The following is a 16355-nucleotide window of genomic DNA, read 5'->3' on the forward strand; positions in this document are numbered from 1 at the left end:
CTCCGTATGAAACACGTACGGGGACCGCTGTGTACGATCGACGTCGGGGAGCGAACGAGCGAGACCGAGGACATCGACGACGTCCTCGAGTCGTTCGTCGGGGGGCGCGCGCTGGGCACGAAGCTGGCACACGACCGGATTCCGTTCGACGTCGACCCGCTGGGGGCCGACAACCGGTTGTTCTTCGCGACGGGGCCGATGCAGCACTCGAACATGAGCTTCACCGGCCGGATGTCGGCGACCGCCGTCTCGCCGCTGACCGACGGGCTGCTCTCCTCGAACGCGGGCGGCTTCCTCTCGCGGAACTTCACCGGCACGGGGTACGGCGCCGTCGAGATCACCGGCGCGAGCGACGAACTGGTCATCGTCCACGTCACGGACGAAGGCGTCGAGTTCGAGGAGGTACCGGATCTCGAGGAGGCCACGGTGCCGGAGACCTGCGAGTACATCGAGGCCGAACACGGCCTCGAGGAGGACCACACGGCCGTCGTCGGCCCCGCCGGCGAGAATCGGGTCCGGTTCGCCTCGATCATGACCTCGAAGGAGCGCGCCTTCGGCCGCGGCGGCCTCGGCGCCGTGCTGGGCGCCAAGAACGTCAAGGCGATCACCTTCGACGGCGAGTCGCCCCGCGAGGTCGAGATCCCGCCCGTCCAGATGGAGATCCACGGCGAGGCCGCCCAGGCCGAGCATCCGATGAAACAGCAGGGGACCACCTCGGTCGCCGAGTACGCGAACATGGTCGAAGCTCTGCCGAGTTACTACTTCTCCGAACTCTCCTTCGAGGGGATCGACGGCATCAGCGGCGACCGCGTCGAGGAGAAGAAGTACAAGAAAGGCACCTGTTCGGCCTGCGCCTTCGCCTGTAAACTCCCGACCAGAGACGAGGAGTCCGGCCTCGAGACCGAGGGGCCCGAGTACGAGACGCTCATGGCCTTCGGCTCGAACTCCGGGATCGACGACGTCGTCGAACTGATGAAGTCGAACAAGCTGTGCGACGTGTACGGGCTGGACACGATTTCGGCGGGCGACACCGTCGCGGCCTACCTCGCCAGCGAGGACGAGTTCGGCAACGCCGACCTCATCCACGACCTCGTCGAGAAGATCGCCCACCGCGAGGGCGTCGGCGACACGCTCGCGGAGGGCGTCGACCGCATCCACGACGAACTGGGCGTCGACAACTGGTCGGTCAAGGGCATGGAGTTCTCCGCCCACGACGGCCGCACCCTGAACGGCCAGGGACTGGCCTTCGCCACCTCCAATCGCGGCGCCGACCACATGTACGCCGAGTTCTACCCCTACGAGTACCCGCTCGTCGACGCCGACGACGCCTTCGACAAGGAGGGCCTCGAGGGCAAGCCACCGAAGCTCGTCGAACTCGAGAACATCAACGCCGTCAAGGACAGCGCCATCTTCTGTAAGTTCTCCCGGGACTTCCTCTCCGAAGAGCGCATGGAGACGCTGCTCGACGCCGACTACGAGGAGCTGCTCGAGCTGGGGGACACCGTCGTCTCCCTCGAGCGCCACTTCAACAACCAGCGCGGCTTCGACCGGAGCGACGACACCCTGCCGTACGAGCTGCCGGACTTCGAGGCGGGCCTCGAGGAGTACTACGCGGAACGTGACTGGAACGACGACGGGACGGTTCCCGCCGAGCGATTCGAGGGCGCGGACTCCGGTGCGGCGCCGGCCGACGACTGAGCGGCGCCGTCGCCGTGTTTTGATCGGTGGTCGTCGCCTGTACTGAATCGTGGTCGATAGTCGTCACCGAGCCTGAGTCGTGGTTGATGGTCGTCACTGCTATCGATAGCGGGTTTTATCGCGTCTGAAAAGCCGACACCCGCGACACGGGGGGACAGCAAGGGGATGATGGCTGTCGCGGGATACCTGATGGTTTGGTCGGAACGGGATCACCTGTGGCCTGTCTCCCTCCGCGCTTTTTGACGGGGTTGCGCTCGGTAGTGGAAGTGGCGTCTCGAGCGCAGGGATGCTCGAGCAAACTGACCGGACAGCGAGTTCCGGACGGGGACTCGAGTTATCGGGACCGTTCGTCGGAGCCAGCATCTGTATCGGTACCGGCGCTAGAGCCGGGACCGTCCCACTCGTCGTCCCAGTCCCCGTCGGGCGACGGTCGGTCGTCGCCGCGGGAGGGCAGCGAGGTGTCGTCGGCCCGCGAGGGGTGGATGTTGAAGTTGTTCCCCCGGTAGGGGTCGGTCTCGGGGTCGTAAGAGAGTTCGCTGCGCTCGAAGAGGTAGATGAAGAAGCCGAAGAGCGGGATACAGAAGGTGATCGCCGCCCACTTCGTCGCCGGCTCGAGGCCGACTCGGCCGGCGTCCCAGTAGGCGACCGCGGTGAGCCCGAGGTGCCAGGCGAGGGGAATCCCCACGATGACCGCCAGCAGGAGCGTGCTCATGCTCGTCCCGTCGTGCCGGAGCTATCTAAATACCCGGTCGTACGGCGGGTCCGGGCGGTTCGTTCGCGGGTCGGACTCGAGTCACGTGAACCTCGAGGAGAGGAATCAGACTGAATGCTCTGACGGGTTCGGGACGGACTCGAGCAGCCTTTCCCTCGAAACGAGTGCGAGCGTTCTGCTATCGTGGCAACGGTGAGTTCCACTCCCTCCCCAGTCGATTCACTCGGTCGCTGCGCTCCCTCGTTCATCCCTCGCACGAATTCATCGACGCGCCTTCGCACTGCTCAGGCACGTCGACAGCGCGCGCCACCGCACGTGGATAGCTCTCGCTACCCGTCGGTTGGGTAGTTCGCGAAGAAATGCGGAATTCGAACGGGCCGCTGCAGCCGGTCGTTGTCGAACGCTTCAGTTGACGTCGAACTCGATCGCCGCACCCTGGCCGAAGCCGACGCAGAGCGTCGCGAGGCCGAGGCCGCCGCCGCGCTTCTGGAGTTCGTGGATCAGCGTGACGGGGAGGCGCGCGCCCGAGGCCCCCAGCGGGTGGCCCAGCGCGATGGCGCCGCCGTTGACGTTGAAGATCTCGGGATCGATCCCGAGTTCGTCGCGGGAGTACAGCGACTGGCTCGCGAAGGCCTCGTTGAGTTCCACGAGGTCGTACTCGTCGATGTCGCGGCCGTTGCGCTCGAGCAGGCCCTTCGTCGCGGGCACCGGACCGATCCCCATGACGGTCGGGTCGACGCCGGCGACGTTGTTCTGGCCGACCTCGGCCAGGATCTCGAGGTCGTGTTCCTCGGCGAAGGCCTCGCTGGTGACGAGCACCGCGGAGGCGCCGTCGGAGATCTGGGAGGCGTTGCCGGGCGTGACGGAGCCGTCCTCCTTGAAGACGGTCGGGAGTTCGGCGAGTTTCTCTGTGGTCGTGCCGGGGCGGATACCCTCGTCCTCGTCGACGGTGCCGTCCTCGGTCTCGATCGGGACGATCTCGTCGTCGAAGCGACCCGACTCGGTGGCCTCGGTGGCGCGCTGCTGGCTGCGGGCGGCGTACTCGTCCTGTTCTTCCCGGGAGACGCCGTACTCCTCGGCGACCTTCTCGGCGGTCATCCCCATCTGGAGGTCGCCGATGTCGTACAGTTCGGCCAGGCGCGGGTGGATGTGCTCGATCCCCTCGCCCATCGGGACGCGGCTCATGCTCTCGACGCCGCCGGCGATGACGGCGTCGCGGTTGCCGGCCGCGACGGCGTCGGAGGCGGAGATGACCGCCTGCATCGAGGAGGCACACCAGCGGTTGATCGTCGTCGCCGGCACGTTCTCGCCGAGTTCGGAGAGCAGGGCGATGACGCGGGCGAGGTTGTTGTCCTGCTCGCCGCGCTGCTGGGCACAGCCCCACATCAGGTCGTCGACCTCCTCGCCCGAGAGACCAGTCTCGGCGAGGATCTCGTCGATCAGCGGGACCGAGAGGTCCTCGCTGCGGACGTCCGCGAACACGCCGTCCTCTTTCCCCTGCGGGGTCCGTACTGCCTTGACTACGACTGGCGTCTGTGACATATACTACCGAATGCCCCTCACGAACTTAAATCCGGGAGAACTCGCGTACACAGGCGAGGCGTTTACGATGCCGCCGTTCGGACCGAACCGGAAGCGGAGCGTTCTCGGGAACAACGCTTATCTCGGGTTGCTGGTAATACGCGGCCATGGACGAGGACGGACTGGACGCCGCTCGATTCGAACCCGACGACGACGCCGCCGAATCGGAATCGTCTCCCGACGCTGACGGAGCCGACGCTGATGAGACCGACCCTGGCGAAACCGACACCGCGAACGCCGACGACGGGGCACCGGACACCGCAGACGCGGCGGACACGGCGACCGACAGCGACGCCGGTGAGAACGCGTCGATGCCGGGTGTTCCGGACCCCGAACCGCAGGAGAACGATATCCCCGAAGACGTCCGGAAGTACGCCCGGTTCAAGAAGATGGACGGCGCCCAGTACGACCGGGTCAACGAGTTCCTGCGGGATCGGACGTACGTGACCGCCCGCGAGTGGGCCATCGCCCGCCTCTGCTCGGACTTCCGGACCGAGACCGGCGTCGAGATGACGAAAATCGGCGAGAATCTGCCCGAACTCGTCCCCTTCATGACCGACACCTACACCCCGCAGGCGGTCAATCAGGCGCGGGCCTCCTTCGAGGAGAAAGTGCGCAAGGCCGGCGCGACCTTCCTCTACGGCGCGATGTGCGACTTCTTCACCGCCGAGGAACTCGACGACGTCATGTACGAGTCGACCGAGGTCGCCAAGTTCTTACTGGAGGTCGAGGGCGTCGACCTCTCCGTCGAGGAGGAACTCGAGGCCGAAGACCGGATCTCGAGCGTGATGCGCGAGGTCCGCGAGGCGAGCTCACAGCTCCGCGAGCGGGAGGACGCGGCCGAGGAGGGAGACGAGGAGTAGGGACGCGGGCGTCGCCGATTATTCGAGATCGATTCTCGACTAGTTGTCGCCGTCGTTGCGCGTCGGCTCCGCCGAGTCGTCGTCGAACCAGCCGCGGACGTCGGCCTCCTCGAGGAACAGCGAGGGATCGGCGTGAGAGAAACTGATCCAGGCGTCGGGGTCGTCGCCGGTCGCGGGCGTCACGTGTAACAGCAGTCGCTCCTCCCGGAGCGCCGTCTCGAAGACCGAGCGGGACGCGTCGAGGTCGTAGGTCAACGGGACGAAGGCGGCGGTTTCGGTGTTCTCGTCGCGCTCGACCGCGAGCGCGATTCGCCGCTCGTCGTCGGTCGCCGGCGGCCGGTAGTAGACCTCGGCCGCGGTGATCGTGACGTCGCCGTCGTCGATCAGCGACTCGAGGAGGTCGTACTCCTCCGCCGAGACGCGGACGTCGAACCCGGTTCGGTCCTCGCGCTCGACCGGATCGACCGCGTCGGGCTCCAGCACGACGGCGTCCCAGCCGTTCTCCCGGTACTCCTCGGCGATCCCAGCCGCGTCCGCGAGGAGTTCGTCCCACCGCGAGTCGTCCGCTGGCTGCGTCATCGGTCTCCCTCCGCGTGCGCTCCCTGAATCATACTCTGGTCCCAAGACGCGGAGACGAAAAACGTTATCTCCTCGCGCTGGCGACGGATTCGACCGTCACGTCGGTCTCGTCGCCGACGAGGGCGTCCTCGAGCGCTTCGCGGACGACCCCCGGCTCCGAGGGTCCGCCCGCGCTCGCGACGGTGCCCACGGTCGCGGGATCGAACGCTACGTCGAGCGCGTCGTAGACCGACTCGAGGACGCCCGTTAGTTCCTCGCGGTTGTCGACGAGGACGATGCCGGCGACGACGGCGGCGTCCTGCCGGACGCGCTGGGCGATGCCGACGACCTTGCGCTGGGGCGGCGTTTCGCCCTCACCGTTATCCTCGCCTTCGCGGGCGCTCGCGTCCGCGAACGACAGCGAGTGCGTGCCGGGACAGAAGGACTGCTCGGGTTCGCCGCGAACCGGTTCGAGGCCAGACCCGGACTCGGACTCGGACTCGCACTCGAGGCCCCGGAGCGCCCGCTCGACGGCGCTCGTGGCGCGTTCGTACCGGTCGTCCGTCCCGCGGCGGAAGTCCGCGACCGGCTCCGCGCGGGCGAAGGCCAGCGTCGTCTCGCCGTCGTAGGCGACCGCCCGGCCGCCGACGTCGCGTTCGACCGGCGTAAAGTCGCGCTCGTGAGCGCGCTCGCGGGCGCGGTCGTAGCCCTCGAGGCGCCGGTCCCGCCGCCCGAAGGCGACCTGTCGGTGGGGGGTCCAGACCCGGACCGCCGGCTCGCCGTCGGCGGCCAGCGAGAGGAGCCGTCGGCTGACCTCGCGGTCGGCCTCGATCGTCGCCGCGCGGCCGCGGAACACTCGCATCGGTCCGGGATTCGTCCCGACGCACCTAAACGGTCTCGCCGCGCAGATGGAGTCGACACGCGATGGCCGTCACGCTTCCCGAACCGCTGCTGGCGCAGTACCAGCGCTTCTCGCTGTACAACTCGCCGTACCCCGCCCACGACGAGGGGTGTGCGATCGACCTGTACCCAGGCACGCTCCGCGACGGCCGGACGAGCACCGCACCCAGTCCGGTTTCGGGGACCGTTCTCGAAACCAGAGCCGTCCGTGCGCCGCCGAAACCCTACGCGCCCGAACACGACCATCTGATTCTGGTCGACTGCGACGGCCCGGGCGACCTCGAGGGCCTGACCGCTCGGATCCTCCACGTCGCTCCCGCCGTCGAGGCGGGCGATCGCGTCGAGCGCGGCGACTCGCTGGGCGAACTCGTCCGCGCCGGCTTCTTCGCGCCGTGGGTCGACAACCACCTCCACGTCGGCCTGCGCCGCCCCGATCAGAACCCCCATCGGGCGTCGGGCTCGCTCCCGCTCGAGCCAGGGGTCGAACTCCGGGCGCTCGAGTGGGACGGAACCGGGACGGTCGTGTCGACCAGAGCGACCTACGCGGTCCTCGACGCGCCGATCCACCCCGCGCCGGGCGAGGCGTTCGTCGGCGTTCGGGCGGATCGAGGGGGCGTACTCGACGGCGGACTGCCACACTACGACGGCGGTGGCGTCCACCAGCGGTCCGGGATTGCCCTCGAGGACGAGTCGGTTCCGATCAGTCTGAACGGTGACCGCCTCGGCGTCGCACAGGGCCGGACGATCGCGTGGGACGACGTGGTCGTCACCGCCAACGACGAGGCGATCACCGGGCTCTCGCTCTTTTGCGCTCGAGACGCCGACTTCGGCGCGAAGCTGATCTGTCCGGATCGATCGTTCGATATCGGTGAGCGCGTTCGGGTCCGCGTGCGCTCGAGTGTCGACGATCGGTGAACGACTCTCGAATCCTCTCGTCGCGTATCCGAAATAACTGTGGACGGGACGACAAAACCGAACGGAGGTCGGAGGGGGAACCGTGTTCTGCTCGTCTGGCGGCTAGGGATAGCCACGCCCTCCCCAGCCGATTCGCTCGTTCGCGGTGCTCACTCGCTCATCCCTCGCACGGCACTATTCCGCGGCTCACTATCCGTTCGCCGCGGAACAGCGCGCGCCACCGCACGGCGGATAGACGGATGCGATAAAGAGCCGGATCTAGTCGTCCTGCAGCGTCTCGCCGTCGACGACGCGGCCGAGGAACAGCGGCGTTTCGGTCGGTCGGTCGCGGATGTAGAAGAGGAACGGCCGGTCGACGGTCAGTTCGACCCGTTCGGGGACGGCGGTTTCCGCCATCACGACGCCCGTCGCGGCGGCCGCCTCGGTTCCCTCCTCGTCGACCTCGAGGAAGCTCTGGTGGACGATGTCGTCGACGAACAGATCGCTGTCGTCTCCTTCGACCATCCCGCTGAAGTCGGCGTTCCCGTCGAACGCCGTCGTCACGCCGAGGTCCTGCATGACCTCGACGAGGCTGAACTTCGACTCGATCCCGAACTTCGGGAACGCGAGTTCGACCTCCGCTCGAGTCGCCTCCTCGAGCATGATCGCCAGATCGTCGACGCCGAACGCGGCCTCGACGGACTCGAACTCGCCCTCGGCAGGGAGCACGACGACCATGCTCGTGTCCTCGTTGGCGTAGGGGAGTTCCACCAGCTGGTGCCCGTCGACCGCGGCGTACTGGAGTCGCTGGGTCTGGTGCATCGTCCGGACCTCGGTCTCGCTCCCGTCGAGGCTCGTGAACGTCGCCGGCTCGGTGTTCGCGGGGTCGAAGTCGTGCTCCCAGGCGGCGAGGAAGTAGACCGCGTTCGTGAGGACGAGCCGGGTCGATTCGTCGACCGAGTCGGCCGGCAGGAGGTCCTCGATCCGGTCGTTCGTCCGCTCCGCGACCCACGCGTTGATCTCCTCGCGTGCCGCCTCGGGACTGCCCCTGAAGTCGGCGAGGTGCTGGCCGGCCTCGTAGTAGGCCTCGAGCAACTCGACGTACCCGTCGTCGAAGGCGTACCCCTCGTCGCGCCAGACGGCGTTGGCGCTCGAGAGCTGAAAGCCGAGGTCGTCCTCGGCGCCGGCGTCGTCGTCGTCCCCGGAGCCGTCGTTCGCCCCGCCGGGCGCCTCGACGGTCTGGCCGTCTTCGTTCCGCTGGGCGAACTCGCCCTCGAGCGCGGCGAAGGCGGCGTGGAGGTCCTCGCCCTCGAGGTCGTACCGAAGCGCGTCGGCCATCTCGGTCGCGGTCTCGCCCCGCGCGCCGGCGTAGGTCATCGCCAGCGCGACCGAGACGCTGTACGGCGAGAAGAACAGGTTCTCGTCGGGCGCGTCGTCGCGAAGTTGCGCGAGGAGGTCGAACGAGACGGCGACGTTGCCCCGCACCTGCGCGGCGAGACGCGCGGGCTCGAGGTCGGGGTCGGTGGTGAGATCCAGTTGCGGGAAGTCGGGCGCCTCGCCGTCGAAGAGATCGCCGTCGGCGGGTCCATTGTCGCCGCCGTTTCCGTCGCCGTTGCCGGACTCGTCCGGGTCGGTCGCGGCGCCCGTACAGCCGGCGGTGACGCCGGCCAGCAGGGCGCCGGTCAGCGCCAGGACGGTGCGTCTGTCAGCGGTCATACTCGATTCACCGTGCGGAGCGGATAAACGCTTTCCCCAGGCTGAAATCGATCTTTGAGTTTGCGTCGGTGAATGCGGCTCTGTTCGTCGAATTGAGAGTGGTTGTTAGATCGAGAGTGGTCGTTGGCTCGAGAGTGGTCGTCGGGAACGTGAACGAGTTGCTCGCGTGGCAACGGGGATTTCCACACCCTCCCCAGCCGATTCGCTCACTTCGTTCGCTCATCCCTCGCACATCTCCGATCCGCGTCTCACTGTTCGTTCGCCGCGGATCAGCGCGCGCCACCGCCACGCGGACTGAAACAACAGTCGACAACGTGTGGGTCGGGAAACACAGCGATAAAGAGCGTCGGTGGGTGAGGGGACCACATGGCCGACGACATGCGGACGATGTTCGAGGAGTTCGACACGCTCGAGGAGATGCTGCAGCACTTCATCGACGAACATCAGGAGTTCCTCTCGTGGATCGGGACGCGAGTCGACGACGTCGGCCGGGGAACGATGACGCTCTCGATTCCCTACGACGAAAAGCTGAGCAACACGCGGCCGGACGCCGGGCCGGACGAGCGGGGGGACATCCACGGCGGCATCGCCGCGACGCTGATCGACACGGCCGGCGGACTGGCGCTTCGCACCGAGATGGAGGAGGCGTTCGACGTCCAGATCGCGACGATCAACCTGAACGTCAACTACCTCCGGCCCGCGACGGGCGACCTGTCGGCGACGGCCGACGTGATCCGGGTCGGCGGCAGCGTCGGCGTCAGCGAGATCACCGTCGAGAGCACGACCCCGGACGGCGAGACCAAAGCGGTCGCGACCGGACAGGGCGCCTACCGTATCTTCCGGCCGGAGTGAGCCCGTTCGCCGGAATCCGTTTTTCGAGAGGCCCACGCTCGAGTCCGGTATCGGTGTCGCGTCGGCCCCGCCGCACTGTGAAGACGGGGCTCCTGTCGTACTCAGGCGCTCGAGACCATCCAGTAGCGAACGCCGAGGTAGAGCATGACGATGCCGAACGTGACCGCGAACAGCAGCGAGCCGTCCATCGCCGCGTAGACGAGCGCGACGCCGTTCAGGGCGATGCCGAGGACGTACATCGAGCGCATTCGGCGAGCGTTCACGCGCGATCACCCGTTCGAAGCGTCGACTCGAGTCCGGCGGGCTGTGGGGACTCCATATCGTCCCGTTCGCACGCAGCCATTGAAAACGCTCTCACTTCGCGCCCGCCGCGCTCGCCGCTGGCCCTCGACTCGAGTCGGCCGCCCTCCGCCCGCGGATCGACGACGGGACGGCTCAGTCGGCGCCGAACTCGAGGTCGTCGCTCTCGACGACCTCGCCGAAGAGCCAGCCGGCGTGGTCGACGGCGTACTCCTTGTGGTCGTCCTCGATGGCGCCGATGCAGTCCTCGACCATGAGCGGCCGGAAGTCCCGCAGTCCCGCGCTGCCGCCGGTGTGGAGCACGCAGACGTTGGCGAGGGTGCCACAGATCGCCAGATCGTCGATCCCGCGGGCGTTCAGCCACCCCTCGAGTTCGGTGTTGTAGAACGCGTCGTAGGTGTGTTTCTCGACGACGTGGTCCTCGTCCTCGACGGTGAGTTCCGCGACGATTTCGGCGTCCCACGATCCCTCGAGGACGTGCTCGCCCCACTGGTCGAACTCGTCGTAGTAGTGGGCGTCGTCGAACTGTTCCGGCGGGTGGACGTCTCGCGTGTAGATCACCTGGGCTCCGGCGTCGCGGGCCCGGTCGACGAGCCGGGAAATCGGCTCGACGACGGTTTCGCTGCCCGGCGCGTACAGCGAGCCGTCGGGGTGGCAGAAGCCGTTTTGCATGTCCACGACCACGACCGCCGTGCTGTCGGGCTCGAGATGCATACGTACTGCTACGAACGCCGTCGTAAAAACGTTCGCGACAGGGTGAACCGTTCCCGACCGCGCGGAACCGTCCGCGACCGCGCGACCGCGAGCGTAACCTCCGGTCGCGTCTTCTGGGTCGGTCCGCGGCTCGAACCGTTCGGATCCGCGGTCTTTTTGCATCCGATGCCGAACGGAACGGTATCCACGTCTCATGAGGTCCCCACCGACGCGAGTCGCCGTCGCCCTCGCCGCGACCGTTGCGGTCGCGATGATCGTGATCGTCGCCAGCGGCGCCGTTCCACCGCTCTCCTCGGACGAGTCGCCCGCCCAGCCCGACCGCCCCGACGACCCGACCACCGAAGGCACCGTCGGCTACGTCGAGGGCTACTGGGCCGACGACGACCTCCCCGTCGACGAGAGCGACGACGCCGTCGTCGAGGACGACGAACTCGAGGCGGTCGTCTATCGCTCCATGGCCCGGGTCGAGGAGATCCGGAACGCGACCTTCGAGGCCGACGTTCCGGTCGAGGTCATCTCCCGCGAGGAGTTTCAGGAGGACCACGGTGACGTCTTCGTCTCCCTGACCGAGGAGGAGCGAGTCGCGAACAACGTCACCTACGAGGCGCTGTTCATGGTCGACCGCGAGACCGACGCGACGGCCGAACTCGAGTCGATGTACGGCGGGACCGTCGAGGGCTACTACGTCGACGGCCGGATCGTCATCGTCTCGGAGACGCCCGAGAACCCCGAACTGAACGAGGTCGTGCTCGGGCACGAACTGGTCCACGCACTCCAGGACCAGCGGTTCGGTCTCAGGTCGTTCGAGCGGGGGACCATCGATCAGGAGAACGCCGTGAACGGACTCGTCGAAGGCGACGCCGCCCGGGTCGACGTCGAGTACGAGCGGCGCTGCGGGGACGAGTGGGACTGCCTCCGTCCGGGCGACGCGCAGTCGGACGGCCCGACCCAGCTCAACTGGGGGATCTATCTCACGCTCTACCAGCCCTACAGCGACGGCCCCGATTACGTCGACTCCCTGCGCGAGGCCGGCGACGGCTGGGCGGCGGTCGACGCCGCCTACGACGAGCCGCCGCCGAGTTCGTCGACGGTGATTCACCACGAGGAGCGCGAGCCCGCCGACGTGTCGGTTCCCGACCGCTCGAGCGACGCCTGGGAGCGCCTCGAGATCAACGGCACGGTCGCGACCGAACGGGCCGGCGAGGCGGCGATGGTCGCGATGTTCGCCGCCGACTCGCTGGCCTCGAGGGACTCGTCGGTGATCGACAGGGACGCGCTGCTCGGCGACGATCCGACGACGTACGACTACGACCAGCCGTACACGAACGGCTGGGCCGGCGACGAACTGGTCACCTACGTCGACGCCGACGCCGGGGCGAACGCGACCGCCGCCGACGCCGGCTACGTCTGGCAGACCGAGTGGCGTTCGAGCGATCACGCCCGACAGTTCGCCAGCGGCTACCTCGAACTGCTCGAGGGACACGACGCCGAGGCCGTCGACGACAGACGGGACACGTACGTGATCGACGACGAGTTCCCCGGGGCGTACGCCATAGAGCGCGACGGGGAGACCGTCACGATCGTGCGTGCCCCCACCGTCGAGCAACTCGACGGGATCCGCGACGGCGCCGCCCCCGAGGGCGAGGATACCATCGAGCGCGTTAACGTGAGTGATGACGACGACGATGCGAACGCCGCTGTGAACGACGATGTGAACGACGACACCATCGCGGGCGGCTTCGCTGCCCCCGGCGCCGGAGCGGCGGTCGCGATCGTCGTCACCGCGGTCGTCGTCCGTGCGCGGGCCGCCGCCGACTGGGAGCCCGGTTCCGAAACCGCCGCTCCCGATCCGGGCGCACTCGGCTGCGACCGCGGGCGAGCCTGACCGACGCACCTTTGACCCCGCCATCGAAACCGGTGGCTGATGCACCGCAGCCGTCTCGCGCTGTTCGCCCTGATCGGACTGGTCGTCCTCTCGGGGTGTACCCTCCCCGGTTCGTCCAACCACTTCGATACCGACCGCGAACTCGGCTCCGTCGGCGATTACGCCCACGACGACGAGTTCGAGTTCGACGCCGGCGACGGCCTCACCGAGTCCCAACTCGAGGCCGTCAAGTATCGCTCGATGGCCAGAATCGAGGTCGTCCGCGGGCTGAAGTTCGAACGCGACGTCGACCTCGAGGTGATCTCCCGCGCGGAGTACCGGGACCGGCGCGGCGGGTCGGAGGCCGCGTCGCCGTTCGCGAACGAAGTCTGGCGCGGCGCGTTCGTCGTCGACGGCGAGACGGACGTCAACCGGGCGATGGACGACCTCTACGGCGGCTCGGTGGTGGGCTACTACGTCAACGACCGGATCGTCATCGTCGCCGACGACGCCGACGAAATCCGGATCGATCGCGCGACGCTCGTCCACGAACTGGTCCACGCGCTTCAGGATCAACACTTCGGCCTCGCCAGAAACGGCGGGACCATCGACGTCCGGCGGGCCGAACTCGGACTGATCGAGGGCGAGGCGAGCTACGTCCCCCACCTGTACGATCGGCGCTGCGGCGAGGCGTGGCAGTGTCTCCCCGACTACGAGCGGCCGGCGGGCGAGGTCGCTCCCGGCGAGTCGTTCAACGTCGGCCTGTTCCTCTCGATTTACGCGCCGTACGCCGAGGGACCGACGTTCGTCGACGCCCTCCGCGAGCGCGGCGACTGGGCGGCCGTCGACCGCGCCCACGACGAGCGACCGGCGAGCACCAGTCAACTGCTCCACCCCGAGCGCTACCCCGACGACCGCCCGGCCGACGTCGCGATCAGCGACCGCTCGAGCGACGACTGGGAGCCGATCGGCCCCGACGGCGACCCCCGCACGGAGACGGTCGGCGAGGCGACCCTGTTCGCCTCGCTGTGGGCCAACGGCGCCGTCGACCGATCGCTGCTCGAGGGCGGGACCGACCTGTCGCCGTACAACTACAGCCATCCGGCGACCGACGGCTGGGCCGGCGATACGATTCGGGTCTACCGCGGGGACGACGGCAATCGAACCGGCCACGTCTGGACACTCGCCTGGCAGAGCGATGCCGACGCCGCCGCGTTCGCCGACGCCTACCGAACCGTGCTCGCGAACCGCGGGGCGACGCCGGTCGACGACGCGAACGCGAGCGCCGACGGCGTCTATCGGATCGCCGACGGCCGCCCCTTCGCCGGGGCCTACCGCCTGACCGTCGACGGGGACGCCGTCACGATCGTCGGTGCGCCGACGGTCGCCGGCCTCGAGGCGATTCACGGGTCGGAGACGCCGTCGTCCTCGCTCGGGCGCACCCCTGCAACGACGCCGACGCTACCGGCGTCGTCTCCCGCGCCGCTATCGTCGTCTCCTGCGCCGCCGGCCGCGACGACGCCCGCAGACGGGTAGCTTTTGTACTTCCCCCGGGAAACCGTCGATATGTCAAATCCGTTCGGTACCGTCCCAGCGGAAGCGATTCTCGAGGGACGCGCGACCGACGCCTACTTCGAGCGCACCCGCGCCACCCTCGAGCACGCCGAGAAAAACCCTCGCGTGGTCGCCGAGGTGACCGCCGACCAGTTTCCCACCGGCTCGTTCGACGTCTTCACCGGCGTGAAAGACGTCGCGACGCTGTTCGAGGGACGGGACGTCGACGTCGACGCCCTGCCAGACGGTCAGCTGTTCGACGGCGGCCCCGTCCTGCGCGTCGAGGGGCCGTACCTCGAGTTCGCCGAACTCGAGACCTCGCTGCTGGGATTTCTCTCTCAGCCCAGCGGCTTCGCGACGGCCGCCCTCGAGGTGCGGCTGGCGGCGCCCGACTCGCTGGTGCTCTCCTTCGGTGCGCGCCACGTCCACCCGTCGATCGCGGCGACGGTCGAACGCGCCGCCCTGCTCGCGGGGCTGGACGGCTTCTCCCACGTCGCGGCGGGCGACATCCTCGAGCGCGAACCGGGCGGGACGATGCCGCACGCGCTCATGTTCTGCTTCGGCGAGGGCAATCAGGACGACGCGTGGCGGGCCTTCCACGAGGCCGTCGACGAGGACGTGCCGCGGATCGCGCTGGTCGACACCTTCTGGGACGAGAAGAGCGAGAGCCTGCTGGCCGCCGAGACGCTGGGCGAGGACCTCGACGGCGTTCGTATCGACACCACGGGGTCGCGGCGGGGCGACTTCCCCCACATCATCCGCGAGGTGCGCTGGGAGCTCGACGCCCGGGACTACGAGGACGTCGACATCTTCTGCAGCGGCGGCCTCACCCCCGAGACCATCCGGCCCCTGCGCGACGTCGCCGACGGCTTCGGCGTCGGCAGCCACATTACCGGCGCCGATTCGGTGGACTTCAGCCTCGACATCGTCGAACTAGAAGGGGAGCCGATCTCGAAGCGGGGCAAGCTCTCGGGCGTCAAGGACGTCTACCGGACGCCTGACGGCGGCCACCACGTCGCGCTTGCCGACCGCGAGGGGCCCGAAGGGAGCGAGTCGCTGCTCGAGCCGCTGATTCGCGACGGCGAAATCGTCCGGGAGTTCGACCTCGACGAGGCCAGCGAACGGTGTCTGGTCGACGCCGACGCGGTCGGATTCGAACAATCAAACGAGTGATCTGTGGCCCGCGTCGGGCTTCGCCTCCACGGCGCCGTGAGTCGTCCGACTACGGCCGACGCTATCGACTGTGACGCGACTGCAGAAACCCCACTCCGACCGGTGTTACGCGAGTACCGGCGTCGATCGATCCCTCCCCACGTTCGGCCCGCTTACAGCTCTTCGACGCTCCCGTCGGCGGCGCGCTCGCGGAAGACCTGGCCGTCGAACAGCGTGACGACGACGTCGTCGTCCTGCCAGGCGTTCGGCGCGAGTTTCGCCTTCCGGCAGGTGCGCTCGAGGTACTCCCGCTCGCTCCAGCCGTTCTCGACGGGCACCGTCGGATAGAGCCAGCCGCCCTCGCCGCCGTCGATGGCGACGCCGTGTTTCCCGAGCTCGAGATCCGCAAGCGGATCGTCCGTCAGGATGACGTTCCGGACGGCACACACCGAGACGGTGAGGTTCGGCAGCTCCGACGGTTTCACTTCGGAGCCACAGGAGTCCTCGCTCGCGGCTTCGATCGCCGCGTCGACGATGACGTGACCGAGTTGTTCGCCCGAACGGTAGCCGCCGGCACAGCCGCGGAGGCTACCCCGGCCGCGGGTCGACTCGAGGCGGACGAACGCGCCGGTTCGTTCGTAGAAGACCTCGCGCATGCTGCCCGGTTGTTCTCGCTGCCCGTGTTGTACGAAAGACTCGACGGCTTCCCGCGCGAGTTCGACCGCGCGAGCACCGTCTTCGTAGGAGAGTTCGACGCCCTGTCGCTGGGACATACAGATGTACATGGGAATAGTCGTCCTAAAGCGCTTCCATTCCCTACTGCGCGCTTTTTAACCCCTAACCGGGAGACTTATTCGGCGCACGTCCCTATTTCGGGTGGGAGAGAGAGCCTGGCTGCCGCGGCGGGCGCGTCGGCGACGACGCGTTCGTTCAACGTGGGCCGACTCTTCGAGTCGCCCCACGCTCTAACGTGATCCGTCCCTTCGGGACGCATCAC

15 protein-coding genes are annotated in these 16355 nt (G+C 68.0%); 7 read left to right on the top strand and 8 right to left on the bottom strand.

Annotated features, from left to right (window positions below; translation table 11 throughout):
- The first annotated feature begins 6 nt into the window (after window positions 1–6).
- Window positions 7–1698 (top strand): aldehyde ferredoxin oxidoreductase family protein, encoded by a 1692-nt coding sequence (locus J0X25_RS27315; RefSeq protein WP_207290685.1) that lies wholly within the window; start codon window positions 7–9, stop codon window positions 1696–1698.
- Between the two features lie 334 nt (window positions 1699–2032).
- On the opposite strand, the gene J0X25_RS27320 is transcribed toward J0X25_RS27315, so the two are convergent.
- Complete coding sequence (locus J0X25_RS27320; protein WP_207290686.1) at window positions 2033–2410, bottom strand: hypothetical protein; 378 nt, start codon at window positions 2408–2410, stop codon at window positions 2033–2035.
- A 405-nt stretch (window positions 2411–2815) separates the two neighbouring features.
- A complete protein-coding gene (locus J0X25_RS27325) occupies window positions 2816–3952 on the bottom strand; it encodes a thiolase family protein (protein ID WP_207290687.1) in 1137 nt (378 codons plus the stop codon).
- A gap of 146 nt (window positions 3953–4098) precedes the next feature.
- On the opposite strand from J0X25_RS27325, the gene J0X25_RS27330 reads away from it, so the two are divergent.
- Window positions 4099–4854 (top strand): DUF5806 family protein, encoded by a 756-nt coding sequence (locus tag J0X25_RS27330; RefSeq protein ID WP_207290688.1) that lies wholly within the window; start codon window positions 4099–4101, stop codon window positions 4852–4854.
- Between the two features lie 39 nt (window positions 4855–4893).
- On the opposite strand, the gene J0X25_RS27335 is transcribed toward J0X25_RS27330, so the two are convergent.
- Entirely contained in the window at window positions 4894–5433 is a 540-nt protein-coding gene (locus J0X25_RS27335) for a DUF7529 family protein (protein WP_207290689.1), read from the bottom strand.
- A gap of 64 nt (window positions 5434–5497) precedes the next feature.
- Complete coding sequence (locus tag J0X25_RS27340) at window positions 5498–6274, bottom strand: lipoate--protein ligase family protein (RefSeq protein WP_207290690.1); 777 nt, start codon at window positions 6272–6274, stop codon at window positions 5498–5500.
- A gap of 62 nt (window positions 6275–6336) precedes the next feature.
- Here J0X25_RS27340 and J0X25_RS27345 point away from each other — a divergent pair, with 62 nt between their 5' ends.
- Window positions 6337–7227: a DUF8155 domain-containing protein gene (locus J0X25_RS27345; RefSeq protein WP_207290691.1), complete on the top strand. Its 891-nt coding sequence runs from the start codon at window positions 6337–6339 to the stop codon at window positions 7225–7227.
- Window positions 7228–7485: 258 nt separating this feature from the next.
- Here J0X25_RS27345 and J0X25_RS27350 read toward each other — a convergent pair whose 3' ends face one another.
- On the bottom strand, window positions 7486–8922 hold the full coding sequence (locus J0X25_RS27350) for a serpin family protein (RefSeq protein WP_207290692.1): 1437 nt from the start codon (window positions 8920–8922) through the stop codon (window positions 7486–7488).
- A 366-nt stretch (window positions 8923–9288) separates the two neighbouring features.
- Between J0X25_RS27350 and J0X25_RS27355 the strand changes: the two genes are divergently transcribed.
- Complete coding sequence (locus tag J0X25_RS27355) at window positions 9289–9774, top strand: PaaI family thioesterase (protein WP_207290693.1); 486 nt, start codon at window positions 9289–9291, stop codon at window positions 9772–9774.
- Between the two features lie 101 nt (window positions 9775–9875).
- Here the strand turns inward: J0X25_RS27355 and J0X25_RS27360 are convergent, their stop codons facing one another.
- Together J0X25_RS27360 and J0X25_RS27365 are read right to left on the bottom strand one after the other, a co-directional pair.
- Window positions 9876–10037 (bottom strand): hypothetical protein, encoded by a 162-nt coding sequence (locus J0X25_RS27360; RefSeq protein WP_207290694.1) that lies wholly within the window; start codon window positions 10035–10037, stop codon window positions 9876–9878.
- Window positions 10038–10209: 172 nt separating this feature from the next.
- Window positions 10210–10788 (bottom strand): cysteine hydrolase family protein, encoded by a 579-nt coding sequence (locus tag J0X25_RS27365; protein ID WP_207290695.1) that lies wholly within the window; start codon window positions 10786–10788, stop codon window positions 10210–10212.
- 193 nt (window positions 10789–10981) lie between these two features.
- On the opposite strand from J0X25_RS27365, the gene J0X25_RS27370 reads away from it, so the two are divergent.
- The 3 genes from J0X25_RS27370 to J0X25_RS27380 are packed head-to-tail and all read left to right on the top strand — an operon-like array spanning window position 10982 to window position 15379.
- A complete protein-coding gene (locus J0X25_RS27370; RefSeq protein ID WP_207290696.1) occupies window positions 10982–12673 on the top strand; it encodes an Hvo_1808 family surface protein in 1692 nt (563 codons plus the stop codon).
- A 39-nt stretch (window positions 12674–12712) separates the two neighbouring features.
- Window positions 12713–14188 carry an Hvo_1808 family surface protein gene (locus J0X25_RS27375; protein WP_207290697.1) on the top strand — a complete coding sequence of 492 codons (1476 nt, stop codon included), beginning with the start codon at window positions 12713–12715 and terminating at the stop codon, window positions 14186–14188.
- 30 nt (window positions 14189–14218) lie between these two features.
- The gene (locus tag J0X25_RS27380) at window positions 14219–15379 is read left to right on the top strand and encodes a nicotinate phosphoribosyltransferase (RefSeq protein WP_207290698.1); all 1161 of its coding nucleotides are present in this window, start codon (window positions 14219–14221) and stop codon (window positions 15377–15379) included.
- Window positions 15380–15531: 152 nt separating this feature from the next.
- On the opposite strand, the gene J0X25_RS27385 is transcribed toward J0X25_RS27380, so the two are convergent.
- Window positions 15532–16131 carry a TIGR00296 family protein gene (locus J0X25_RS27385; RefSeq protein ID WP_207290699.1) on the bottom strand — a complete coding sequence of 200 codons (600 nt, stop codon included), beginning with the start codon at window positions 16129–16131 and terminating at the stop codon, window positions 15532–15534.
- Between the last annotated feature and the right edge of the window lie 224 nt (window positions 16132–16355).

The sequence above is a fragment of the Haloterrigena alkaliphila genome (genome assembly GCF_017352155.2).
Taxonomy (GTDB): Archaea; Halobacteriota; Halobacteria; order Halobacteriales; family Natrialbaceae; genus Haloterrigena; species Haloterrigena alkaliphila.